Below are 25,057 nucleotides of genomic sequence, written 5' to 3'. Positions count from 1 at the left end.
CAAGGTTTTGCAGCGTCTTTAGGCGCATTCAGCATTGCGTTCAACATTATATTAGGCATAGCGCCATGCGCGGACTCTGGGTAAGGCATTCATTCTGAAATACAATCTGGGAATGAATGACCAGAATGCCGCCGTGCCAGTAATTTCAGTCCTCATGCCATGCTTCAACGGTGCGCGTTGGATTGCAGAATCTATTGACAGTGTTCTAAATCAGACCCTGACTGCCTTTGAATTAATTATCGTCGACGGGGGTAGCTCAGATGGCTCAATTGATATTATCAAACGATATATTGAAAGAGACTCTCGGATCATTTTGCTCGAAAGACCAGGCTTGGGATTATCCGCCTCGCTAAACCTCGGCATTGAAACTGCGCGAGGGGAATGGATTGCAAGACTAGATGCGGACGACCTGTCTGAGCCCCAAAGGCTGGCATTGCAATTAGACGCCTCCATTCAAAATCCAAGGCTGGTATTTTTAGGTAGCGGCTTAACGGAAATTGACGAATGCAGTACCACAGGAAAATCCTTTCTTTATCCTGAACAAAGCAGTCGATTGCTCAATAACCTTCTGCGTTTCAAGAGGTTTCCGCCACATTCGTCGGCGTTTTATCGTACAAGTATTGTTAAAAAAGCAGGTGGGTACCGAACCGAAATCAAACGGGCTGAAGATCTAGATCTATGGTTACGCCTGTCCGAGCTAGGCGAATTGGGATCCGTCCCACAATGTTTGGTGCGCTATCGCAAACATGCTAACCAGACATCTAATTTTGAGGGTGGTACACCCCAAGTCATTGATGCACGGGTAGCCATGGTGGGCTACTGGCTAAGACGAAATGGCGTCTCTGATGCCAGCCGGTTTGAACATCCTCAGTATCAGTTGTTTAGGGCGTTTGTAACTAAGAAATATGCGAAGTACTTTCAACGCCATCTTGAACGAGACAGATTAACGTCACGATTTACCAATAAACGCACAAAATGGGGTCTGCTTTGGTTACTTGTGAAGCTAGCCATTACTAAGCCATTTTTTGTTTTTTGGCTGATCGATTTTCAGTTGTTTGGTGAACGAGTAGCGCCGAAATTTGCCAAAGAATGGGCATCAGCGCAAACACCTTCTGAGGTCGCGCCATGAAGGTCTTAGTTTTTAGCCAATATTTTTGGCCTGAATCGTTTCGTATCAACGAAGTAGCCGAATCATTACAAGCGGTAGGTTGCGAGGTAACTGTACTCACTGGTCAGCCAAATTACCCGCACGGCAAGACCTTTGAAGGCTATCGCGCCTCGCAGATTAGCCAAGAAATGCATGCCAAAGGATACATCATTCATCGGGTTCCCCTGATACCTCGTGGTAAAGCAAAAGCAGTCGGGCTCTTTTTTAACTATCTTTCTTTTGTTCTAAGCAGTGCACTAATCGGACCATTTGTGCTCCGCGGCCAGAAGTTTGATCTGATTTTTGTTTGCGGGATGTCACCTTTTACGCAGTCAGTCAGCGCTATTTGGCTTGGCAAACTAAAGAAGGCGAAAGTTGTTGTTTGGGTACAAGATCTTTGGCCTGAAAGCCTCGAGGCGACCGGCTTTGTTAAAAACAAAACCGTGCTGAGTGCCGTGGCGGCGGTCGTAAGTTGGATTTATCGCCACTCGGATTTGTTGCTTGTGCAGTCCAAGGGGTTTATTTCCTCAGTTCAAAACAAAGCGGGCAGCACCCCGATCAAGTATCACCCCAATCCCGGCGAACTGGCGTTTAACCACACAGCCAGTGACACACGACATGCCTCGGCTGTCTCGTTTAACAATGGGTTTAACATTGTCTTTGCGGGCAATCTGGGTACTGTTCAGGCGCTCGACACAGTCTTGGACGCCGCAGAGCAAATAAAAGAACATGCGGACATCAATATCGTGCTTATCGGCAGTGGCAGCCTGACAACATGGCTCGAATCCGAGATTAGACGCCGAAATCTGCGAAATGTGAGCATGCCCGGTCGATTTCCTGTTGAGGCAATGCCAAGTATTCTTGGCCAGGCATCAGCGTTACTCGTGAGTCTGTGCCGTGATCCGATTATTAGCAAAACAATCCCGAGTAAGATTCAAGTGTATCTCGCTGCTGGAAAACCTATCATCGCGTCACTTGATGGCGAAGGCGCTCGCGTCGTCGAGGAATCAGGTGCTGGTATAGGATGCTCCGCCGGAAACTCTACAGCGTTAGCGCACGCAATACTGAAGCTGCACGCATTGCCAACAAACGAGCTTGAATTAATGGGTCGAAAAGGTATTGAATACTATCAACAACATTTTGAACCGGCCATGTTGGCAAGACGACTACGTGAGTATTTCTCAACGTTACTTGCCAGTGACCCGAGTTTCACAGCAAAGGATGTCAAGTTTTGAAAACCACGCCACAAATTAGGATTTTGATTCTTGGCGCTTCTGGCATGCTAGGTAATGCTTTGTATCGCTTTTTTAGTACCAGCGAAAACTATGTGACGTATGGCACCTGCCGATCGTTGAGCCTATCTGAGCTGTTACCCGCTAAGCTACAACAGAATCTTATACAAGATATTAACGTAGAAAACGAATCAAGCGTGACTGAACTATTGTCACGCATCCGGCCCAACGTTGTTGTCAATTGCGTTGGTTTGGTCAAACAACTTGCCGAGGCCAACGATGCGATCGCGGCAATCAAAATCAACGCCCTGTTACCACACCAACTGGCCAGGCACTGCAAACAAGTTAACGCTCGGCTTATTCATGTCAGCACAGACTGCGTATTTAGTGGTGCAAAAGGAATGTATACAGAGCAAGATTTGCCGGATGCCCAAGACCTGTACGGCCGCAGCAAACTGCTGGGCGAGGTCGATTACGACAATGCGATCACGCTAAGAACTTCGATCATTGGACACGAAATCAACAGTCATCATGGCCTAGTTGATTGGTTCTTGTCTCAGACAGGCGAAGTGAAGGGCTACCGAAAAGCGGTTTTCTCGGGATTACCGACGGTTGAGCTAGCAAGAGTTATTAGGGACTTTGTGATTCCGAACTCAACGTTGCATGGCACTTATCATGTTTCAGCCTCACCAATTAATAAATACGAGCTGCTTAAGCTTGTCGCCGATGTCTATAACAAGTCTATTGCGATTGTGCCAGATGATAATCTGACAATTAATCGGGCTTTAACTTCGGCGCGCTTTAAACTCGCTACTGGATATAAACCTGCGACATGGCCTGAGCTTATCCGACAGATGCACGCTTATAGATAGACTTCTTGTGAGTAGTGAAAATGCTAAAAAACAAAGTCCTTTTGATTACTGGCGGAACTGGCTCGTTTGGCAATACAGTGTTAACCAGGTTGCTTGACTCTGAGCTGGCTGAAATTCGCGTCTTTAGTCGAGACGAGAAAAAGCAAGAAGATATGCGGCTTAAGCATAATAGCGACAAACTTAAGTTTTATATCGGCGATGTACGCGAATACGACAGCGTGCATGACGCTCTGCACGGCGTTGACTTTGTGTTTCATGCAGCAGCACTAAAGCAAGTGCCATCTTGTGAGTTTTACCCGATGGAAGCTGTTCGCACCAACGTGCTGGGTGCCGAAAACGTCATGCGCGCGGCGATCGCGCAATCGGTCAGCCGCTGTGTCCTGCTTAGCACCGATAAGGCCGTTTATCCCATCAACGCTATGGGTATTTCCAAGGCCATGATGGAAAAAGTCATGGTCGCCAAATCCCGGCTGTGCGACCCCAACAAAACCGTCTTATCTGCCACTCGATATGGCAACGTCATGGCCTCCCGAGGGTCTGTCATCCCCCTTTTCCTGGAACAACTGCAACAAGGTAAGGCGCTCACTGTCACCGATCCCAATATGACGCGTTTTTTAATGTCACTTGAAGAATCGGTCGATCTGGTTTTATATGCGTTCGGGCACGCTAGGCCTGGCGATATTTTTGTTCAAAAAGCACCGGCCTCTACGATTGGTGACCTAGCCCAAGCGATGACCTCACTTTTTGTCGGTAAAAGTGAAGTCAAAGTAATTGGGACCCGCCACGGCGAGAAACTATATGAATCTCTTGTTTCGCGTGAAGAAATGGCACGCGCGGAAGATCTGGGTAATTACTACCGCATTCCTGCAGACGCGCGCGATTTAAATTACGACAAGTACTTCGTAAACGGCGAAATGCAAATTGCTAATTTTGACGATTACACTTCACACAACACGCGACGACTTACAGTTGATCAAGTGAAAGAGGTTCTCTTGAGCCTCGATGTGATTCGCGAGGCGCTCAATGCGTAAACTCAAAGTCATGACTATTGTCGGGACTCGGCCGGAAATTATCCGGCTATCCCGTACGATTAATAAGTTGGATCAGTTCTGCGATCATGTATTGATACATACGGGGCAAAACTACGATTACGAACTAAATGAGATCTTTTTCAGCGATCTCGGGATCCGTAAGCCTGATGCCTTCATGGGAGCTGCAGGCGAAACTGCCGCACAAACAATTGGTCAGATCATTATCGCAGCCGATGAGATGATCGCAAGATATCAACCCGAGGCTCTTTTGCTGTTGGGCGATACCAATAGCGCCTTGTCAGCTATTTCTGCGAAGCGCCGTAAAGTACCGATTTTTCATATGGAAGCCGGTAATCGCTGTTTTGATTTTCGGGTGCCTGAAGAGATCAATCGCCGCATCGTCGACCACATCTCCGATATTAATTTGACCTACAGTGAAATCGCCCGTGAATACTTGTTACGAGAGGGCTTACCCTCAGACCAGGTGATCAAAACTGGCAGTCCTATGCGTGAGGTCATCGAGTTCTATCGCAAACACATCGATGAGTCGGAGATCTTGGGCACTCTGGGTTTAAAGAAAAATCAATATTTTGTGTTGAGTGCCCACCGTGAAGAAAACGTAGACTCGCCGACTCAGTTACAAAAGCTCTTCGATCTACTAGATCATCTAGTGCGTACGCATGGACAACCTATACTTGTCTCGACGCATCCGCGAACAAAAAAGCGTATCGTTGATGCAGGCTTGGTTGCAGACCCCTTAGTCAGATTTGAAAAGCCGTTTGGTTTCACTGATTACGTTAAGCTGCAAGTTGAGGCTCGTGCGGTGTTGTCAGACAGTGGGACGATTACCGAAGAGTCTTCAATCTTGAATTTTCCTGCATTGAATCTTCGCGAAGTACACGAAAGGCCTGAAGGATTTGAGCAAGCAGCGGTGATGATGGTTGGAATGAGTATCGAACGAGTTGAACAAGGGCTAGCCATTCTTGCCGATCAGCCGCGCGGTGATAGTCGCGGTCTGCATCTGGTGCATGATTACGCACCAGATAATGTATCGGACAAGGTCGTACGTATCATTCAAAGCTACACAGACTTTGTCAACCGTAGGGTCTGGCGAAAGTCTTGAATGTTTGCTGTGTCAAATCAAACCGCCCTCACCGGCTCAGAATAGCAATATGAAGCGAATACTTGATCTGCTATGTAGTCTGTTAGCTTTGATCGTCTTGGCGCTACCCATTTTGCTGGTCAGTATCGCAGTCAAACTCACGTCGAAAGGCCCTGTACTTTACTGGAGTGATCGCGTCGGCAGACACAACAAAATCTTTCGGATGCCCAAGTTTAGAAGCATGCTTGTGGGTACCCCGGCAGTTGCTACGCACCTGCTCACGAACCCTTCAGCATTTTTAACGCCTATCGGTTCTTTTCTTCGTAAAACTAGCCTGGATGAATTGCCACAATTATGGAGTATCCTAAAAGGTGATATGTCCTTAGTTGGTCCCCGTCCAGCATTGTTTAATCAATATGATCTAATTTCTTTACGGACTGAAAAAGGCATAGATGTATTAGCGCCTGGCCTAACAGGCTGGGCCCAGGTCAATGGTCGCGACGAGATCCCGATAGAACAAAAGGTAGTCTTTGACACCCAATACTTGGCCAAGCAATCTTTGTTTTTCGATATTAGAATTTTGTGGTTAACCGTTTTAAAAGTCATCCACCGTGATGGCGTGTCGCATTAGTGAATTTTTTTCTATGACAACTGGTAGAACCGCTTCTACGATACTGAATTTGCCTAGGGTGGCAAAGAGATTAGTGGTTCTTGCCACTGATGCCAGTTTGTGTGTGTTGACGGTTTGGCTAGCCTTTTATTTGCGACTCGGCGATTTTGTATCTCTTTCGGGTCCACCGTCAAAGGCTGTTCTGTATTCGATCGCCCTGGCCTTACCAATTTTTATGATCGGGGGTCTTTACAGAGCAATTTTTAGATACTCGGGTGGCCCGGCGTTGATGGCAATTACCCGCGCAACAGCAATTTATGGATTGCTTTATGCGGCACTATTCACCGCCTACAGTTTTGACGGAGTACCCCGTACGGTCGGTTTGATCCAACCAATTTTGCTTTTACTAGCGATTGGAATCTCGCGCGCGGCGGCGGGCTATTGGTTGGGTGGGGCCTATAAAAATCTTCTCAAGCGATCAACCCTACCCAAAGTATTAGTCTACGGGGCTGGCAATTCTGGGCAGCAGCTTGCAGCTGCTATGGCGCACAGTCACGATATGCGGGTAGTCGGTTTTCTTGATGACGATGTCAGACTACAAGGGCACGTCATCAATGGCTTGCGCATCCATAGCCCCGTTGATCTGTCTAATTTAGTCGGCTCTTTAGCGATCAGTGACGTCTTGCTTGCGTTGCCATCAATTTCACGCAAACGCCGAAACGAAATTATCAACACTATGTTGGCTGCTCGAGTCTCTGTGCGCACACTACCGAGCGTCACTGAGCTTGCTCAAGGGAAAATCAGCACCTCTGATTTAAGAGAGCTTGATATTGACGATTTGCTCGGCCGAGAAATGGTTCATTCGGATGATTCGCTTCTTCTTGCGCATACTGAAGGCAAGGTCATTCTTGTGACGGGTGCGGGTGGCTCAATCGGTAGTGAGCTATGTCGACAGCTCCTACGTCTTAAACCCAAGACCCTCTTGCTTATAGAACTAAGCGAGTTTGCGCTGTATGAAATTCATCAAGAGCTGACTCCCATTGCCGCCGAAACTGAAACGACTCTTGTTCCACTGCTTTGCTCGGTCCAAGACTATCCTCGAATGTGTGAAATCATCTCTACTTGGCAGCCCTATTCGGTTTATCACGCAGCCGCTTATAAGCACGTGCCTTTAGTCGAGCACAACCCCATTGAAGGCATAAAAAACAACCTGATCGGAACATTACAAGTCGCGAAAGCAGCTACAGGCAAAGTTGCAAAATTCGTATTAATCAGCACCGACAAGGCCGTTCGACCAACAAATATTATGGGTGCCAGCAAACGACTGGCTGAAATGGTGTTGCAGGGGTTAGCCGGACATGTCCACGGCCAGACTATTTTTTCGATGGTTCGCTTCGGGAATGTCTTAGGCTCTTCGGGCTCAGTGGTCCCAAAGTTTCGCGAACAGATTAAAAATGGCGGCCCTATTACTTTGACGCACCCAGAGATTACTCGCTATTTCATGACGATACCGGAGGCGGCGCAGCTAGTATTACAAGCAGCGGCAATGTCTCGTGGTGGCGATTTATTTGTTCTTGATATGGGCGAGCCAGTAAAAATCATTGATCTCGCCAAGCGGATGATCGAACTCTCTGGGTTGACGCTCAAGGATACAGACAATGAGGACGGTGATATTGAAATTGAAATCACCGGCTTACGGCCGGGCGAAAAACTTTTCGAAGAACTGTTGATTGGTGATAATCCCCAATCTACGATTCATCCCCGCATATTGACGGCAAACGAAACATTTCTTCCATGGAATGTATTCGAAAATAAACTGAACACGCTACAAAGTGCTTTGGATTCAAATGATGTGTCACAGGTTAGATCACTGCTGCTAGAGCTAGTGTCTGGCTATCAGCCAGATGGCCCCATCGTAGACTGGTTAACGTTGGCGCAAGCGCAAAAGAGCTAATTCATCTAAGGTGCTGGACTCTACTACGCTTTCTGCCAGTATTCTGCTGTCTTACGAAGTCCCTGCTCAACGCTAAAGGGCGGCCTCCAATCAAGCATCAACTTAGTTTTTTCTATATCCACCTGTAACGATCCCAACAACTGTTGCGCCTGCTTGCTCTTGCCTAAAAGTTGGGCGCCAAGCTTAAGAACGGGAACAGGCATTGGCACCAAGAGCAATCTTTGCTCAAAAGCGACACCCATTTTTTTAAGTAGTTCAGTTGTGGATAAGTCCTCACCGTCAGAAGCTAACAATACTTGATTTACTGCATTTGGATGGTCGATGCACCGACATATTAAGTCGACTAAATTATCTACAGAAATAAAGCTACGTCTATTGTTTATCCAGCCCAAGGGGAGTGGTAGCCCTTTCTGTACCAGCCGACATAATGCACCAAAATTCCCTGGCGCATTCGGTCCATAAACAAGCGGCGGACGCACAATAACCACCGACATGCCTGTCCTTTGGGCGAGCTTCAATAACGCGACTTCAGCCTCGAGCTTCGACTGCGCATAAGGGGAATGGGGGCTAGGAATATCGCTCGCCGTGAAAGGTTGAGAGGTTGTCTCCGCTCCATTCACACCTAGGCTACTCAAAAAAATGAACCGTTTTACTCCAGCCTGCGCTGCTTGAAACGCAAGTGTGAGCGTTCCTTCTGTGTTTACACGTCTGAAGTCGGCCAGCGGGTCTGCCGAGGTATCTCTCAATAAATGCGCACGCGCCGCACAATGGATCACCACATCCACCGAGGAAAGTGCACTCGTCCAATCCGTGTTAAGTGCAAGTTCTAAACCATCATACACATGAATATCATCAGGATAAGGGCGTGAAGACTGTCGAACTGCGACCCGGACCCGGTACTGTTGGTTCAGCTGTAGTTTGGTCAGAATGGCGGAACCAATGAACCCGTTAGCACCCGTTACCAAAACTGTATCCATAGTTTTCTAACCTACAAATTAGTATCGTTCAATCTTATTGATATGGATTCCCAAGCGGGTGTTGTCTTCACTCACGCTTAAGTTACTAGGCGTATAGCATCGATCAACACTCAAGCGGACACGTGATGATTTTGCCAAGTTCTTATAAGCACTAGGTATAGCTATTTCCATTTCAACTCGTCCGTTCAATACAGAAAATTTCTGGCTCAACAGCACAGCACCAATATCATCTTCAAGAACTGCATTAATACTTTGAGGTGAGTACGACTCGGGTATACCGTTAACATCCGCTGAAATTCGGACACCATTTTGGTCTGCGGCCAAAGGAATCGTCACGAGGCCAGTTGTCCATCCGTCCCCCCGAATCGGCATCGGACGTATGCACATGCTCCCTCTTTCAAATGGAACTCGGCCAAATGAGCCAACAATTTCCCGAACAGCGAATGGGGTCACAGAAACAATACCCAGACCAATTAGAACGACTGATATTCCGGATACTCTGCAACGCGAAAATGTATGCGGGGGTTCAACCACCAAGCGTTCCACTGAGGGCAGTGCATAAGAATAAGCAAGCGCCATAAAAACGCATAGCAGCAGTAGATTTTCACGAATGAGGAACGAGTGTGAATATACGTTACCTAAAAAGAGACTTATGATTGCCATGCTTACAGGTACAAGAACGCTTAGCTGGCGAGCACGACACAGGGGCCACAATAAAAGCGCAACGTAACAAATAAACCCAATCACTCCTGTATCCGCAAGTGCTTGTAAAAAATAATTGTGCGCGTTCTCGCCCCCCGACTGAGCCATCCATGCTGAATGACTAAAGGGCACAACTGCCGAGCTAAGTAGAAAATTTCCTTGTCCAAGACCTAAAAGCGGATATTCTAAAAACATCCTAATCGCGCTAATAAAGAGTTCTAGGCGTCGACTAGACAGCAGATTAATTTGATCAAAGGTCAAAGATTTCACATTTGAAACCTGAACAACTAAGTCGCTTAGCCATGGACTCAGCCAAAGTATGACTGCAGCGCAGCCGAATCCGAGAGTCGTGAACATAATCAGAGTGTTTCTTTCTTGCCTTTGGAAAGTACGACGAATAGAAAAAAAGGCAATGACCAGTAATACAACAAGGCTAAACACTAGCGATGCCCGCGACTTGCTCAAAAAGAGCGCAATCCAACACAAAACAATGACTGCGCATGTAAAGCGCCACCAGTGATTAGATGTTAGCCGGCTCAACACACCAAACAGCCCAACCGCTCCGAGCATCATGTGTGCAGCATATGCGTGTATATCTGGCTGAAAACCAAACGCACTATATCCAAAACTTTCTGGACGATACTCAGCTGCCGCTATCGGCAGGCCTATTGCAGTAAGCGCTTGGAAGATTCCATATGAAGCTGAAATGCCCAATGAGAGAATTGTTGGCTTAAAAATTAGCTCGTCTTTATCCTTCCTCCCTTTCAGCCAGTTAGCCAGAATCAATAATAGAAATAATCCGATCGAGATTGCCAGCCAGTCCGCGATCGGAGAAAAATCATTTCCCCGTGCAAATAGCTTGAATCGTAGTGCTTGATTCATTAACGGGACAACGAGAAATTCGCTTGTAGATTGCCAAAGGTTTCGGGATATTGCTAATACCGTTGATAGAAAAATGCATACCGTCAGGATCGCAACAGGAAGAGGGATCGTAATTTTTTTAATACCATTCTTTTTTATAAATGCTATATGCCGAACAAGAAACGCCGTCATAAGGCCAACGACCAAGTCAATACCCGCGCTGGTTACAAAGTAGGGCACTGCAGGGCGGAAAAAGAATTGAAACTGCCAATGTAGCTGGGGCACGAGAGGCAGCAAGAACACCAATAATATGACCCCCTTCCGCTCCGAATAGAGTGTCACAAAGAAGGCTAGCCAGAAATAAAATAACGTTGGCCATCGGACTGGCTGAAGATATCCATAAAGATAACTACCGATAACTACTAGCACTGCCCCACAGCCAAGCGCTAGTGCCGTAAAACCCACAAGCCCTTGCAGCCTTTCAGTCAACGACCTTTCGCTTGCCAGCATATTTAGTCTGCTCATATTCAAGACTCTACCGTTCGCACGCTAGGCGGCGTACCTATCAGCGCGTCCCGACACAGAGCCGTAACGGCTGACAATTCAATGTTGGATACGCATGGCACTGGATCTCCTGCATTGATTGGGTACTTGCACTGCCAACCACAACCAAAACACTCCATGTGATGTACGGCAACCCTGGGGAGCACGCAGTCTTGTTCACTATCAACGATATAGGGCAGAAATCTCGATACGTGCCCACCGCCGACAATACATACCGACGGTATTCGAAGCGCAGCGGCTAAATGAATATTGCCCGAGTCATTAGAGATTACTAAACTAGCCCCCGCTATCACTTCTAACAGCTGTGTGAGAGATGTCTGTCCTGCGAGATTATCGATGGGTATCATCGTCGCACGAATAATGCGTTCGCACACGGCATGGTCTGCTGGCGCACCGCACAATACAATTCTCATGTTTTGTTTTAAGTAGAGCTCCTGCGCCAAATACGCAAATTTCTCTGCTGGCCAAGCCTTTGGCAGCCACGACGCGCCAGGAGAGAGCACAACATATGGTCTATCAGAATGAAAAAAAGCAGTCGGCGGCGGCGACCAAATTAAGCGGCCAACACTACTCCGAAAATTCGAGGCTCCAAGGACTCTAACAAATTCAGCATTTTTTTGGATTTCCATAGACTGGGGCGCGCCTACAGGGATCAGCCTGGTGTACCAGGTGTCAGTTATCCTCTTGTCCGTCGCATGAAGATTGCTTGTATCTCCCTCTTGCCCGATTCGCTCAAGCGCAACTGTTGCCCTCACCAGTCGATCAACGGCAATCTCACGCGAATAAGTCGGTTGAATAGCGATCTCAAAGCCTCGCCAATACAAGCTAAGCATTAACTTCAAACCATACATATGATCGGCACGAAGTCGAGCAACGTCTACCTCAATCACTTCATCCCAGTAAGGCTGCTGCCTAGCAAGCTCTGCCCACAAACGGTTCGCACACAGTACTAATTTTCGCTCTGGATAGATCTGACGGTACGCAGCCGCGCTATCCAGCCAAAGCGTAAAGTCGCCAATTAAGTCGAGCCTAACTAGTAATACGGACCTGCTGCCTGATCGACCACGGAAGAAATGATCAATAAACCATTTCTCATCAAACATCAGGTAAAAAATTCGATCAATTATCTGGTTGAATATGCTCTTAATTCTGCGAAACGGCCATAACGCCATACGCCTTACTTTATTGCCTATGCACTGAAGAAGATGTGCCATCTTTCTCATTTAGAAACGGGATCGTTAGCGGGGGCCTGACTATCGCTATTCGGAACAAATCGATAAATTTGATTTTTTGTAGGATCAGGATTTGTTTTGGTCGTGAAGTACTTCCTCTCTATTTCGAGGTCTGTTCCAACAATCGTCCACGGAGCGTCCTTGAAACGTAAATTAGGATGAAATATAGGAGCGCAGGGCAAGGGGTGATCCCAACAAAATCCACCACCGCCAGGGACAAAAATATAGAACCCAGAGTCAGTGCGACGGAGCTCTGCGTGTACTTGAGGGATCGGTTGCCAGCCCTCTAATGAAATCGCTCGGATACCCATCAACTTTGTGGATAAGACAAGTAGGCCGCAGGCAAGCGCCACCTCGCTGCCCTTGGGCAACGTATACGACTCTAGTTTTTGTCCAAACTGAGTCAGTTGAATTTGCCTAATTGCCAACCAGAGCCCGGTTGCGAGAAACAGTGGCAGTACTGCACCTAAAAATCTTATGTCTGGTGCGGTTAAAAACCAAAAAGTTACACTACCAACGAGTGGCAAGTACAGTACGTTAAGACGCTTTACCTCTTTTTTTTGTGCAATAAAAATCGAACCAGCGATACTTACTACCATTGCAAAAAAAGAAACGACAAAAATACTAATCACATCGACGGCCATCCGAGCAAACCATTCAGGAAACCATTCCCAATTACCAAGAACGATTGCAGGATTTAAAATATCAGGTCGTCTCGCAAAGCTTAGAATTAAATCTTTCTCAAACAGAATTTGAGAAAGCTGTAGCGACCATTCCTTATCAACCAGAGCAAGTGCCGTGCTCGGAAACATGATTGTGCCAGACAATATATAGCTTCTGATGCTGTGAACAACCGTTGCAAACATAATCAGTGCAGCCAGCCGCAATAATACTGACGCACCAGTATGCAGCTTAAATTTTAGATAAATCAGCCCGCAAAAAATACTAATCGCGCTGAACGCCACACCGCTAAGTTTTATCGTCACGGCTGTAAAGCAAAGAACGGCTACAACCAAGAAGTCACGGTCAGTTTGTTCCGTACCCGGTCCAGACAATGCAATCCGCATCAACAGTAACGCAATTGCAATTTCGACCAATCCAATCGCGATGTCAGGAGCTGGGCTCGATAAGGTGCCGGCTACATAGCCAAAATATACAAACAACACCCCACCGACCGTCCATCGCCACAACTTAGTTTGTCGCGCGCCGACTTCAATTAATGTACACATTGATAGTGTCAGGAGAAAGATCCCCCCTGCGGCGTAGCCTTTACCCCAGAACGGATAAAGATTTAATAACGCAAGAAAGCCAAAGTAGCTTTGATTAAAAGCAAAGCGCCAATGCACATTTGCCAGTCCAAAAATTAATGGATGCTCATTCAGCCAACGGATCGTTTGAAAATGATACAGCCCTGAATCTACGTTATTGGGCGAACCCATGGCGCGGAGGCACCACACTATCGTTACGATCAGAACAAGTGAAAATAAAAAAATATGCTTTTTGCAAATGGAAATTCCATTACGGATACAGGAGGCAATCGAAAAATGTCTATCGATGGAATAGCTTCCTATTCCAATAATGACGATGATTAACGTTACGTACGCATCGAGTCGCACAAATAGTTGTATAAGCTCTGCTAGAGCACACAGGACTGCGAAGCCTAACCACACTGAACTGGTGTCAATTGCTTTTGGAGGAATCAGCCCAACGAGCCTAAAAGTTAGCCTGCCCCAACCATCTGCGGTTAATGCAGCTAAAAAAAGTACTGTCGATAGGATGATCAAATCCGAGATGGCATTGCCGAGGAGCATACTAGAGGAAATCAAGTAGATCTCTTGGGCGGAAAAAGGATTTGCGCCATACGCCGCCTTAGCTCCCTCTCCGCACGTAAATAAGTAGTGGTCAACCCGTCTGTCCAGTTTCGTTTTCGACCGACATACTGTTGAAATAGACTGTCTAACTCTTCTCGATACAAGTCGTTTAAGCGACCAGTCCCAGAAATTGACTGATCATGTAGCCGAAATACCGCCAACTCATCGTCAATAAGTTTATGCGATGCGCCATTCATCAAAAACTTAAGATACAACTCATAATCCCAGCAAGTTTTGTTTTTAACATTAAATCCACCAACTCCCTTAAATAGTTCAGCTGGAAAAAACGTTGCTTGCTGAAAAATAACTGCTGATCGCCAAAGCATCGAACGCCTACTCAGCACACTGGGGCTAACCAACTGTCTACGTCCGTCTGGAAACTGAGTAAACCCCATTCCGCTGACAAATGTATCCGCACCCGAACTATCAAAAAAACGCGCAATTGCAGCCAAGGCATTGGGCAAAAGATAGTCATCCGAATTAATGAAGCCATAGATATCGCCAGAGGCGATCTTGAAGCCTTGATTCAGACCATCCGCTGGGCCGAGATCTGGCTGAAACACTTTGATGATCCGGTCGCCATAAGAGTTAATTAGTTCAAGACTCCCGTCCGTACTGCCAGGATCTACGACGATATATTCAAGCGAGCAGCCCTGTTGCGACAAGACTGACTCAATACTTGCCTTCAAGTACTCTCGCTGATTAAAAGAAATCGTCACAATTGAAATTTTCATCAGGATGCTATCTTTAGTTTTTTACCAGACTAGCAGAGACATACGCTTTGTATGTTTGATTCACGAACCGCCAAGTCTCGTCAGCGCACCGTTCCCAAGAGTAATGTCCAGAAAGATTGGCTGCACGCTTTGCTATATCAGCCCGTAGCTCTGGATTGTCCATCAGTTCTTGTATAGATTGTGCAATAGACAAATAGTCTCTTGGGTCAAAGTAAATGCCCCCATCTTTTAATGTCTCGGGCAGACTGCTGCGATTAGAGCTGGCGATTGGCGCACCCACCGCCATTGCTTCGAGCAAAGAGATTCCAAACGTTTCACAGCCTGAAGCGAAAATAAAAATATTCGCATCGGCAATATATTCAGGAATTTTGGCGTGAGGTAAAAACTCAAGGACTTCAACAAACTCTCGCTTTGGGTCTGAAATATCGAGTTGTCTATCAAGCATTTTCTTGGCTCGTCTACCACCACCCCCTACAAGAGTGAGCGTTAGGTTATGTCCACGATTGCGCAGTAATTCAATCGCTCGTACAACAACCCATTGATACTTATATTCTAGTATCGGTGATACATATAAGCATCTGATAGCTGCTGAGCTGTCTTGGGGCCACTGCGCTCGGTGTCGAGTATCTTTAAAAATTTGTCCTACACCGTGCGGAATAATCTGCGTATGTTTTAACTTTCCGGTGTGGCGTTGAACTTGATCTGCTGCGTGTTGCGTAAGAAAAATGGAAGCTGTCGCCGACAAAAAAGCTCGCTTCTGTACATAATAGATTATCTTTTGCTGTATTCGGTCTCTGCTCAATCCAAATAAACGGAGCACCCCCTCATCATAAGGGAGCATGTTTTGATTAAGCACAATCATTGGTGCAAATCTACATACGGTACCAGCGTCGGCTGAAAACAAGATATCGCATCCATGAGCTCGAATCTCTTGGGGTAACTTATTGGCCTGCCACCTGAGCTGCGCAATGATGGATTGTTCAGACTCCACCACATAATGCTTATGCAGCCATGATTTATCAGGAATGGCATCAAGTAGTTTTTGATAGCTCCAAACGTGAATCTCTTTGAAACCAAAAACATCAATTTGACTGACATTCAAAATCCCAATTAAGTGCGCCACACCTCCACCCGACCGGATCCGAGACGCGTCAACTGCCACGACAATCTCACTCATCTCGAGACACCTTGCTAACGGAAATCAAACTTGCAGCCGAAATTTTCGGACATAGGCTCAAGCCAAGGTGGGTGCTTCGCCTCCCCATTTCACGTAAATTCTCTTCAGACTTCTGGGAGAGGCGATGCATGACTAATGCAAGACTTTCTGCTGAATGACTCGGATACTCGTACCCGTTGTAGCCATTAACTAAGAACTGCTGTTTAGATCCAACTGCATCAGAAAGAATTAAAGGCAATCCAGCTGATGCGAATTCATGAGCAACAACGCCCCAAGGCTCGTAGCGACTTGGCAAGATAAAAGCTCCTGACTCCTTTGCGTAGCGAACAAGAACTGACTGATCCGCAAACGGCTCAACAGAAATTTCGTGATTATCTTGCTGTGCCTTTAAAAGATGCTTCTCCATCGGCCCATTACCCACGCACTTTAGTTTCCAGTCACCTCTAAATACATTTCGGTATCTTAGATAGGCCGCTATCAGTATGTCGATTCCTTTGGCCTCCACAAATCGACCCACATATAAAAACTGCTTCGGATATCGATTACTTTTATCGCCGTCTAAGGCAGAATCGCTATGCGAGAATAAGTCCGTGTTACCTGACAAAAGATTACAAATAATTTCAGATTTCAAAAAACCTATCCGTGACGCATACTCGTATTGCAATGGGCCAGGTACCCATGCGAACGAAAAATATCGCTTTTTATAGACGCGTCTTATAAGCTGAGCGCCAATACGCTGTCGGATACTTCCAACCCACTGGCTATCTAGTCCCATCACAACGGGGATACCACTGGCTTTTAGCTCACGGGCTACGGGCAGATAGCCCTTGTCTTGCCATCCGGAGATGTAAGCGACTGCTGGATTTAGCACCTTGGCTAATTTGCAAAGCTCCTCTGTCGAATAGAGCGATCGATCGTAATACTTAACTCGACTGGTCGGGTTAGGCTGAAAAGGCGTATTGTTTTTATGCGTCCACCTCACGACATGAACCATCGCCCCATAATCATCTGCCAGATGATCAAAAACGGATAAGTTGTAGCCCATGACCTCGGTATACAAATATAGTATGTTCATTTTTATCCAGCTCTTGAGCTAACGGCCCGATATGAGAGCAAGGTTTCGGCTGCGCACCTATTCCAAGTAAATATCTTGGCTCGAACACGTCCTCTATCTATCAAATCTCTGGTTCGGCTAGGCGAATACACGACTTGCTCCATTGCATAAATCATGTCATCGATGTTGTTGGGATCGAAGTATTCTGCAGCATCTCCAATAACTTCAGGCATAGAACTCGTATTGCTACTTACGACAGGACAGCTTTGCCCCATCGCCTCGAGCGGCGGCAAGCCGAAACCCTCATATTTTGATGGATATACAAATGCCGATGCATGGCGGTAAAGATCAATCAAGACATCATCCGCGCCATGAACGTGACGCACTTGGTCCTGAGACAAACCTAACCTAGTAATTTCAGCTTGTTCGTGAGCATTAAAGGGTTCTGCACCAAACGAAACGAGATCAAAATCCGTCGATAACCGTGTCGACTTAGCGTAAGCGCCGAGCAGGGCAACGAAATTTTTATACCCCTCACGCAATCCCACATATAAAAGATAGGGCTTCTCATTTCTATTCGGCGTATGTAGGTCAATGCTTAATGGTGCATTACTAGTCAAACAGTCTGTTGCATTACTGTGTAACGCATCACCACCCAAATAAATAACCGAAGTCTTCGATGCCGGGACATCATATAGTTCAACTAAGTCACGCTGTGTCGATTTAGAAATGCAGATTATGTGATCAGCGCGTTTGACAGCACGGTACTTCGGCGAATTTTTTTTGTCACCAACTTGATGTGCGTTGCCCATCAAGTTTAATTCTCCGATCATGTCAAATACTGACAACACAACAGGAAATTTTTTGTTGCCGCTCATTGTTGGACTGTAATAAGTCTCATGCAGTACATCAGGGCGCCAGTGCTTAATCTTTGAGTTAGCCCAAGCACCGACTAAGTTAGTACATAACCCTGCCGTGTAGGGTGGGTAATCCTTGATCCAAAACCCCTCTACTTTTGATTGCTGCACTTTCCGTAAATATATATTGCGATATAGCGGGGCAAAAATACGTAGCTCTTCATGCGCCAACAAAATAGCATTCGCTAATTCACAAAAATATCGCGATATGCCACCCGTGCGCTGTAAGCAAAATGCTTGATGATCAAATGCAATACGCACCTATTTCGCCCAAGATAGATAACTTTTTATTCGACGCCACTGCCTTTTAATAAAGGACGGTGCGATTTGGTCATTAGAAATAAAATCGTCTCCCTCTTTACTAGGCACAACGACTTCTGGATGGACTAATGGAAATTCCATAGGTTCGGTTGCCATGTTCGCATGTATACCAACTGTCTGTGTGTGGGTGGCGCCGGGACCAAAGCCTATATTAGAGATCAAGTTCACATTTGGGGAAATCTGCAACATATCTCGCAACATACATGCGAACGTCCATGAACAGTCCCACGTATCAAGCGCGCCACTGTGAACGGCATCAAAAGAGCTGCTCCAGTATTGCCGTTCGCCTTTGTTTTTGAATGTTGATTCGATCCACCCCTGAGCTCTCAGCTGAGGCCACAGACTTATATCTCGATCGTAATGTCGCCAAGCCCTGCGCCAGGTCGCCCAACCCCAAATATGGGTGTATCGCGAAAAATAGTAACTTCCTAGGCCCCGGCGCTGCCCAAACTGTAAGTTACCTCCTGAAACCATGCTTATACGTTCGTCATCACGGTAACGTATCAGCATCTCTTCGCAAAACCTAAAGAAGGTAGGTTCCGGCAGACAGTCATCTTCCAAAATGATTGCGTACTCAACCATCTCAAAAATCCAATCAATCCCACTTGCCACACGGAGTTTGCAGCCCATATTTACGTCGGCATAGTTGGTTAGCACCTGGCACGGCCAATCAACGCGGGCTACAACAGCACGAGCTTGCTCACACCTCTGAGCCTCTCCTTGACGATTTTCACGCGGTCCGTCTGCCACAACCAAGAGAACAGGAGGTTTAGCTTTTGCAATTTCGGCAAACACTCGCTCTGTCGTATCAGGTCGATTGAATATGATAAGAGCAACTGGGGTGTTTAGCTGAAATTCAGACATCATGCACTTTTACATGGGTTATCAGTGAGGGCAGCGCGGATGAAGCTTGATAGTCGTTGAGAGGCATTCTGAACATTAAAATCTCGGCGATATAGCTCGAAATTTTGACTGCCAACTGGGTTAGCATTTATTAGGTTTAGTCCAGCATAAATGCTCGCAGCGTTATCTTCTTTAACGCCTACTCCGATTTTATAACGCCGGACTCGTTCGCCCATCAAGTGCGCATCAGATACGAGAATCGGCTTCTCAAAATAAGCAGCTTTAGAGAGCATGTTGCTACTTCGCTCGAAGTCCCGATACACCGCAAAAATCACATCTGCGACTGAAATTATTTCGTTAAATTCACGTTCATCAGCCAAATAATCTGGATAAATCGTCAGATTCTCGATGGGCTCAGCTAAAGCGTTATTCAATACCGTTTTATCGAGTGGTGTTAGATTATTTCGATTAATCCGTCCAATTTGAACAAAATACCAGTTGCTGCAGTCAGCCTCTCGTATCAGCCCATACCAAGCTACAAGATTTTTTTGTTTACCAATTGAGCCGCCCATAAAAACGACTTTTCGGCCTGCGGCACGCCTTAGGATTTCGCCGACTAAGGATGTACGATGGGGAGGCAGATCTGTATCTGCGATATCAGGCATGTAGCCAAAACTTTTACTTGGCAAGAGCGACTGATAGCGCTCACAAATCAATTCATCTAGAAAAAATGCACCTTTAAAGTCACCTAGCCGATAATACGCGGGTGGCGACTCGGTAGATGGGGTGATACATACGCCGAACCAAGGAATTGCCTCAACGAACTGAAAGTCTTTCCACGCATCTGTATCAACTCGATACAGATCCATATACATATTCAAAACAACAGAAACCTGACCTGGGTAATTCAAAATCACTTCATTTAAGGTATGCGAGAACTCCGTCGGGTTAACCACTGACTCAGTTACTTGCTCGACTTCGGGCCGACTCACTCCTCGTTTCTTTAACCCTCGATAAAGTCGTTCAGCGCCATTCATCGCGGCGCAGGCACTTAAGACAATGGTACGCATCGCGAATGCATAACTGCTTTTTGAGTTGCTTTGATGACGTAACAAATCACCTTTTATTCTCAAGGCCTCGGATATTCGGCGCACTTGAGAGCGTATCGTTCTAGGAGGTGGCACGACGGGATAGACAATTAAGTTTTCCGACAACTCAAGGCCTTTCGCTACAAGTTTCGCCTTGAGGGCTAGCGATTCTTTCGATACCGCGATAACCTTCCATCCCTCTGAGCGCAGCATCTGGATAAACAGAACGTGCCACGAGTCTAGATGGCCTTCATTTGAGATTGGGTTATATACGAGGATATAGCCAGACTCTTTCATCACACATCCTGTGACGTTGTGAGCTGTTTCGCAATAGCTTTCTGATAAATCTCCAGATGCTTTTCAGTGATAAGTTTTGGTGCAAATCGCTGTTCAGCGATCTTACGAGCATGGGATGAGAGCTGCGCCCAACGGGCACTGTCTTGAAGGACCCAAAAAATTCCATGTGCAATGTTATCTGTATCAAAAGCAGGGGCTAGCCAACCGCTTTGAAGATGATCAACAATATCCGAAAGACCGCCAACATCAAAAGCAACCACTGGAACACCACACGCATGAGCTTCAATAGCGGTGTTCGGCAAATTATCGATTCGAGACGGAACAGCCATCACATCAGACGCAGAGTAAATCAGTCGCATCACATGGTCATCATTTACACGCCCCAACCAGCGCGTCTTAAAAGGAGTCTCAATTTTCGCTAAAGGCTGTGATTGTCCAAATATCAACAACTCAAATGCATCAGAGCTGTGTGCAGATAGCTTCGTGAGTGACTCGTTCAGCAAGTCCTCGCCCTTCAAGTGCGCCATACCGCCGGCAGAGCCAGACAATACATACTTCTTTTGCTGGTCTAATCCCAAGACAGCGCGTGCAAAACTCTTATCGATAGGCTGCCAAAGGTGATTCAACTCGATGGGGTTTGGGATGGTGTGTGTTGGATGGTGCTTCAATAAAGCGCTAGCCGCGACGCAATCTGCCATCCATTTGCCAGGTGCAATAAACTCAAATCGTTGATTGGACCACTCGCGTCGCTTGGACTCCCAACTTAGGCGGTTGAGGTCAGGGCCAGACTCACCAATTGGTCGGTTATCCGATCTATATCCTGTCCTAAAGCGCGCACTGACATCAAAGTCAAAAACAACGTGCTCTCCTCCACAGAAAGCCCACATATCATGCAGTGTCCATACGATTGGCTTTGTAATCTTACCGATGTCTCTGATTGACAGTAAGTTCGCGATCCAATGTAGGTGGACGACATCAGCATCGCTGGCGTTAACTTCGTTGACAATTCCCGCACTGACATCACCAAAGGAATGCATGATGGGGCTACTGCCGCGGAAGTTGCGCCGATACACGGCACGCCCTTTTTGAGCAAGTTTGTCTTTTATTTTTGTTATGTAACTGCGGGGTCCCTTACCTGCGATGACTTTTGCATTTGCGGTCTGATGAACTAACACGCGCATGGAGCTATCGACTCCACACTGCAGCAGTGCAGTATGTAGTCGATAAGCGGCGCGCGAAGCACCACCGCTAAAATCATCGGTTGATAAATGTAATACTTTCATAAAGGGAGGGGTCGGTTTTTATCAGATTTTCGCTCGATACATGCCGCCAAAAAATGGCATAGCCGCGTACTCAACTCTATAACTCCGAAGTCCCGGCGATAGGCTTCAAAACTATCATGTCGGGGTTGAGGGCTACCAACTAAACTCTTTAAGGCTATTTCCATCCCAGATACATCATTTTCCACCACTGTCGTACCGATTCCATATTGAAGAACTCGCTCGCCCATGAGCTGCCCATGTGCGACAAGAATCGGTTTGCCAAATGCAGCTGCTTTCCCTAGCATGTTGCTACTAATCGAAAAATTGCGATACACCGCAAAGATTGCATCACAGCCGTTAATTATTTCATTGAATTGTGATTCATCTGGCAAGTACATTTGCTTAATGAATAAGTTCTCAGGACAGCGTGCCCTGATTTTGTTCAGTTCGTATAAGTCTTCATCCGATAAAGTATCTTCAAACAACTCGCCAATCTGTACAAAGTACCAGCGCGTTGCATCCATCCGCGCAATCAATTGATACCAACAACTTAAGTTTTTAGTACCACCAAGAGTACCCCCAAGAAAGACTATTTTTCTCGTGCCTGCCTTACCCCTTATTTCAGATAATAATTGGGTCTGCTCAATCGGAAGAGTGTTGTCGGTTATGTCAGGCAAATACTCAAAATTTTTATGGGGTAAAAAATTTTGATAGGCATCACTGACTCTTTGATCCAAAAAACACATCCCGGCCAAGGACGGTAGTTGGTAATAACCTTCTTCGGCTCCCGGGGTCGGGACAAATCGAATTCCCGACCACGGTAGCTCGTTGGACTTTAGAAACACTTTCCAATCGTCTCGACTCGTCGGATACATATCCATATACATATTGAGCGTCATGGCAACCTTCCATTTACACTGCCTGCGCAAATAACGTAGTCGATTAAAAAATTCATCTACGCGAAGAAAGCGCGGATCATGTTGATGTTCTGTGGTTGCTTGACCGTAAAGACTCTTTAAAACCCGTAGTAGTCGATTTCCAATTCTTGCAGCAAGGGTACGACGTGGCACTTCCCAATTAAGCACTTGTAGATTGGGAGATTCGGCTAGTCCTTTTTTCCTCAATCGAGCAATGAGATCTGGGGCGTTTGGGGTCGCAGCGCAAACCGACCATCCTGCCTCGAGTAGAATCGATACAAATAGGGCATTCCACGAGTCTAGATGCCCATGTCCAGAGATCGGGTTGTAAATCAAAATTGTTGGTAGACTTCTTTTCATGCGTGAACCACTCTCTGGTACCACGTTTCAAGTAACACCAATTTATAGGCTAAAAATAGTGTGTGCCAATCTTGTGTGGCCTTTTCACCCAGCAATAGATGAATTTTGTTAGCGTTAATGATGCCCGCCTTTACAAGCTGTCCGTCATGCAAACTATCGCCATATTTCTTTATGACACCCCATAGCCACTCCTTAATCGGCGGTTGGAATCCCGCTTTGGGGCGAGCCAATACTTGATCTGGCAAGACGCCCTTTAGGGCAGCGCGTAGCCAAGCCTTTTGGCCTAAGGCATTGTCAGGATGGTATGCACGCAACGCCATCACTTTTTCGATGAGATTTACGTCAAGAAACGGCATTCGCGTTTCTACGCCAACCGCCATACCAACACGATCTCCTAATGAGAGACAGTTAGACGTCAGCCAAGTTTCAAACAGCAACTTAATGATCGCGCTAGGTATACGTTGTTGCTCACTTTTTCTACTTGCCGTAGGACGGAAAAGTGTCTCCCGGGTCGCGGCTCCCATTGCATCGCCATAGTATTGTGACGCAACGAGGTACGCACCTGAAAAATCTGGATGGAGAAGGTAGTAAAGGTACTGATCTGGCGGCTGACGCACATCGCCAAGCTTTTGCAAGACGTCTGCGCAACGCCTAATTGCGGGGTGAGCATGCGGATAATGCGCCACCCTTAACAAAAACTCGCGCCCCCCAACAGATCCTAACCAGTGCGCGAACTTATAAAGCGCTGGCCGATCAAGCATCAACTGATTCAGTGCTACAGCCTCCGTTACATACGAGTAGCCCCAGAATACTTCGTCGCCACCTATGCCGGACAACAAAACTTTAATACCTTGATCGGCTGCGGCCTTAGGGACAGAATAGTGACCAAATGCAGCGGGGTCTGCAATCGGCTCATCCATAATATCGACTAGTTTCGGGAAAAAATCGACAAAACTATCTACTGGTAGCTCGACTTCATGAACAATCATTCCGAGAGAGGTCGCCAACTCCCGCGCTTGTGCTCGCTCATCATATTGTGGGCGCCCAGGATATCCAACGCAAAAGGCATGGAGTGGCTGTTGAGTATTTTTTTGTGCGAACGCAGCAATTGCACTTGAATCAATTCCACCAGACAAGGCAACACCAACAGGCACATCGGCTCGTAACGTCATTTTTACTGCTGACTCAAACGTGTCTTTGATTTGAGTCAGAATATCGCCTTTATTCTGTTGCGGCTGAATCGGAAATGAAGTGGTTTCAACGCTCCAATACTGCTTAGGCTCTGCTTTCCAATCAGCAAGCGTTATCAGCATCGAATGCCCAGCCGCAAGCTTTTGAATCCCTTGTAATAGAGTCCTGGGCTCAGGGACATACTGGTAATGTAAATACTGGTCGACAATGATGGGGTCGAGCAATGGACGCTCGGGTAATAGCGGGAGTAAGCCTTTGAGTTCTGAGGCGAACACAAACTGTTCACCATTGAAGTGATAGAAAAAAGGTTTTTCACCACAACGATCTCGTGCAATAAATATTTCTTTCGCTTGTGTATCCCAAATTACAAAAGCAAACATGCCGACGAATTTCTTTACACAATCACGGCCCCATACGTGATAGGTCTCCAACAGGACTTCGGTATCAGATCGCGTAGAAAATAGTGAGCCTAGCAACGCGAGTTCAGCGCGCAACTCAATATGGTTATAAATTTCGCCATTATAGGTAACCACGTATCGCCCTTGATGACTCACCATCGGCTGATGGCCAGCTTTGGTTAGATCGATAATGGACAATCGTGTGTGGCCAAACTGGACGTGGTCGTCGCTATAGGCACCGTGGTCATCAGGGCCGCGGTGCAACAGGTTCGCCACTAATTGATCGGCCAGGACCGGACGTGGCGAGGAAACACGATGAAATAGTCCAAGTATGCCGCACATG

General features: G+C 46.6%; 20 protein-coding genes. 7 read left to right on the top strand and 13 right to left on the bottom strand.

All coding sequences use genetic code 11. The annotated features are described in order from the left end of the window. Positions 1–112 precede the first annotated feature (112 nt). The 7 genes from KZZ10_RS05610 to KZZ10_RS05580 are packed head-to-tail and all read left to right on the top strand — an operon-like array spanning position 113 to position 7,948. On the top strand, positions 113–1,129 hold the full coding sequence (locus KZZ10_RS05610) for a glycosyltransferase (protein WP_259660508.1): 1,017 nt from the start codon (positions 113–115) through the stop codon (positions 1,127–1,129). Beyond that, positions 1,126–2,382, top strand: a complete 1,257-nt coding sequence (locus KZZ10_RS05605) for a glycosyltransferase family 4 protein (RefSeq protein ID WP_259660507.1) — start codon at positions 1,126–1,128, stop codon at positions 2,380–2,382. Before KZZ10_RS05610 ends, KZZ10_RS05605 begins: the two co-directional genes overlap by 4 nt. Next, positions 2,379–3,251, top strand: a complete 873-nt coding sequence (locus KZZ10_RS05600; protein ID WP_259660506.1) for a dTDP-4-dehydrorhamnose reductase family protein — start codon at positions 2,379–2,381, stop codon at positions 3,249–3,251. The genes KZZ10_RS05605 and KZZ10_RS05600 overlap by 4 nt, the downstream gene beginning before the upstream one ends. Before the next feature lie 20 nt (positions 3,252–3,271). Next, a complete protein-coding gene (locus KZZ10_RS05595; protein WP_259660505.1) occupies positions 3,272–4,282 on the top strand; it encodes a polysaccharide biosynthesis protein in 1,011 nt (336 codons plus the stop codon). Continuing rightward, positions 4,275–5,405 carry a UDP-N-acetyl glucosamine 2-epimerase gene (locus KZZ10_RS05590; RefSeq protein WP_259660504.1) on the top strand — a complete coding sequence of 377 codons (1,131 nt, stop codon included), beginning with the start codon at positions 4,275–4,277 and terminating at the stop codon, positions 5,403–5,405. Before KZZ10_RS05595 ends, KZZ10_RS05590 begins: the two co-directional genes overlap by 8 nt. Before the next feature lie 49 nt (positions 5,406–5,454). Next, entirely contained in the window at positions 5,455–6,015 is a 561-nt protein-coding gene (locus tag KZZ10_RS05585; protein ID WP_259660503.1) for a sugar transferase, read from the top strand. Between the two features lie 13 nt (positions 6,016–6,028). Then, positions 6,029–7,948, top strand: coding sequence for a polysaccharide biosynthesis protein (locus tag KZZ10_RS05580; protein ID WP_259660502.1), 1,920 nt, complete (start codon positions 6,029–6,031; stop codon positions 7,946–7,948). A 23-nt stretch (positions 7,949–7,971) separates the two neighbouring features. Here KZZ10_RS05580 and KZZ10_RS05575 read toward each other — a convergent pair whose 3' ends face one another. The 13 genes from KZZ10_RS05575 to asnB all read right to left on the bottom strand — a co-directional run bounded on the left by KZZ10_RS05575 (position 7,972) and on the right by asnB (position 25,056). Further along, positions 7,972–8,925 (bottom strand): UDP-glucose 4-epimerase family protein, encoded by a 954-nt coding sequence (locus KZZ10_RS05575; protein ID WP_259660501.1) that lies wholly within the window; start codon positions 8,923–8,925, stop codon positions 7,972–7,974. A gap of 18 nt (positions 8,926–8,943) precedes the next feature. Beyond that, on the bottom strand, positions 8,944–10,998 hold the full coding sequence (locus tag KZZ10_RS05570; protein WP_259660500.1) for an O-antigen ligase family protein: 2,055 nt from the start codon (positions 10,996–10,998) through the stop codon (positions 8,944–8,946). Between the two features lie 17 nt (positions 10,999–11,015). Then, a complete protein-coding gene (locus tag KZZ10_RS05565) occupies positions 11,016–12,155 on the bottom strand; it encodes a glycosyltransferase family 9 protein (protein ID WP_259660499.1) in 1,140 nt (379 codons plus the stop codon). A 116-nt stretch (positions 12,156–12,271) separates the two neighbouring features. Further along, positions 12,272–14,095 (bottom strand): LIC_10190 family membrane protein, encoded by a 1,824-nt coding sequence (locus KZZ10_RS05560; RefSeq protein ID WP_375372547.1) that lies wholly within the window; start codon positions 14,093–14,095, stop codon positions 12,272–12,274. An 11-nt stretch (positions 14,096–14,106) separates the two neighbouring features. Then, complete coding sequence (locus tag KZZ10_RS05555; RefSeq protein ID WP_259660497.1) at positions 14,107–14,889, bottom strand: glycosyltransferase family 2 protein; 783 nt, start codon at positions 14,887–14,889, stop codon at positions 14,107–14,109. A gap of 13 nt (positions 14,890–14,902) precedes the next feature. Then, on the bottom strand, positions 14,903–16,066 hold the full coding sequence (locus KZZ10_RS05550; RefSeq protein ID WP_259660496.1) for a glycosyltransferase family 4 protein: 1,164 nt from the start codon (positions 16,064–16,066) through the stop codon (positions 14,903–14,905). After that, on the bottom strand, positions 16,059–17,141 hold the full coding sequence (locus KZZ10_RS05545; protein ID WP_259660495.1) for a glycosyltransferase: 1,083 nt from the start codon (positions 17,139–17,141) through the stop codon (positions 16,059–16,061). The genes KZZ10_RS05550 and KZZ10_RS05545 overlap by 8 nt, the downstream gene beginning before the upstream one ends. Before the next feature lie 2 nt (positions 17,142–17,143). After that, on the bottom strand, positions 17,144–18,298 hold the full coding sequence (locus KZZ10_RS05540; protein WP_259660494.1) for a glycosyltransferase family 4 protein: 1,155 nt from the start codon (positions 18,296–18,298) through the stop codon (positions 17,144–17,146). Continuing rightward, a complete protein-coding gene (locus KZZ10_RS05535) occupies positions 18,299–19,225 on the bottom strand; it encodes a glycosyltransferase family 2 protein (RefSeq protein ID WP_259660493.1) in 927 nt (308 codons plus the stop codon). After that, a complete protein-coding gene (locus tag KZZ10_RS05530) occupies positions 19,222–20,586 on the bottom strand; it encodes a glycosyltransferase family protein (protein WP_259660492.1) in 1,365 nt (454 codons plus the stop codon). Before KZZ10_RS05530 ends, KZZ10_RS05535 begins: the two co-directional genes overlap by 4 nt. Further along, positions 20,586–21,869: a glycosyltransferase gene (locus KZZ10_RS05525; protein WP_259660491.1), complete on the bottom strand. Its 1,284-nt coding sequence runs from the start codon at positions 21,867–21,869 to the stop codon at positions 20,586–20,588. Before KZZ10_RS05525 ends, KZZ10_RS05530 begins: the two co-directional genes overlap by 1 nt. After that, complete coding sequence (locus KZZ10_RS05520) at positions 21,866–23,125, bottom strand: glycosyltransferase family protein (RefSeq protein ID WP_259660490.1); 1,260 nt, start codon at positions 23,123–23,125, stop codon at positions 21,866–21,868. The genes KZZ10_RS05525 and KZZ10_RS05520 overlap by 4 nt, the downstream gene beginning before the upstream one ends. Next, positions 23,122–25,056, bottom strand: a complete 1,935-nt coding sequence (gene asnB / locus KZZ10_RS05515; RefSeq protein WP_259660489.1) for an asparagine synthase (glutamine-hydrolyzing) — start codon at positions 25,054–25,056, stop codon at positions 23,122–23,124. Before asnB ends, KZZ10_RS05520 begins: the two co-directional genes overlap by 4 nt. Position 25,057: the final 1 nt, after the last annotated feature.

It is taken from the genome of Zwartia hollandica (assembly GCF_019923725.1).
Taxonomy (GTDB): Bacteria; Pseudomonadota; Gammaproteobacteria; order Burkholderiales; family Burkholderiaceae_B; genus Zwartia; species Zwartia hollandica.
The sequence above is the reverse complement of the archived record's forward strand: the minus strand, read 5'-3'. Positions and strand labels throughout refer to the sequence as shown.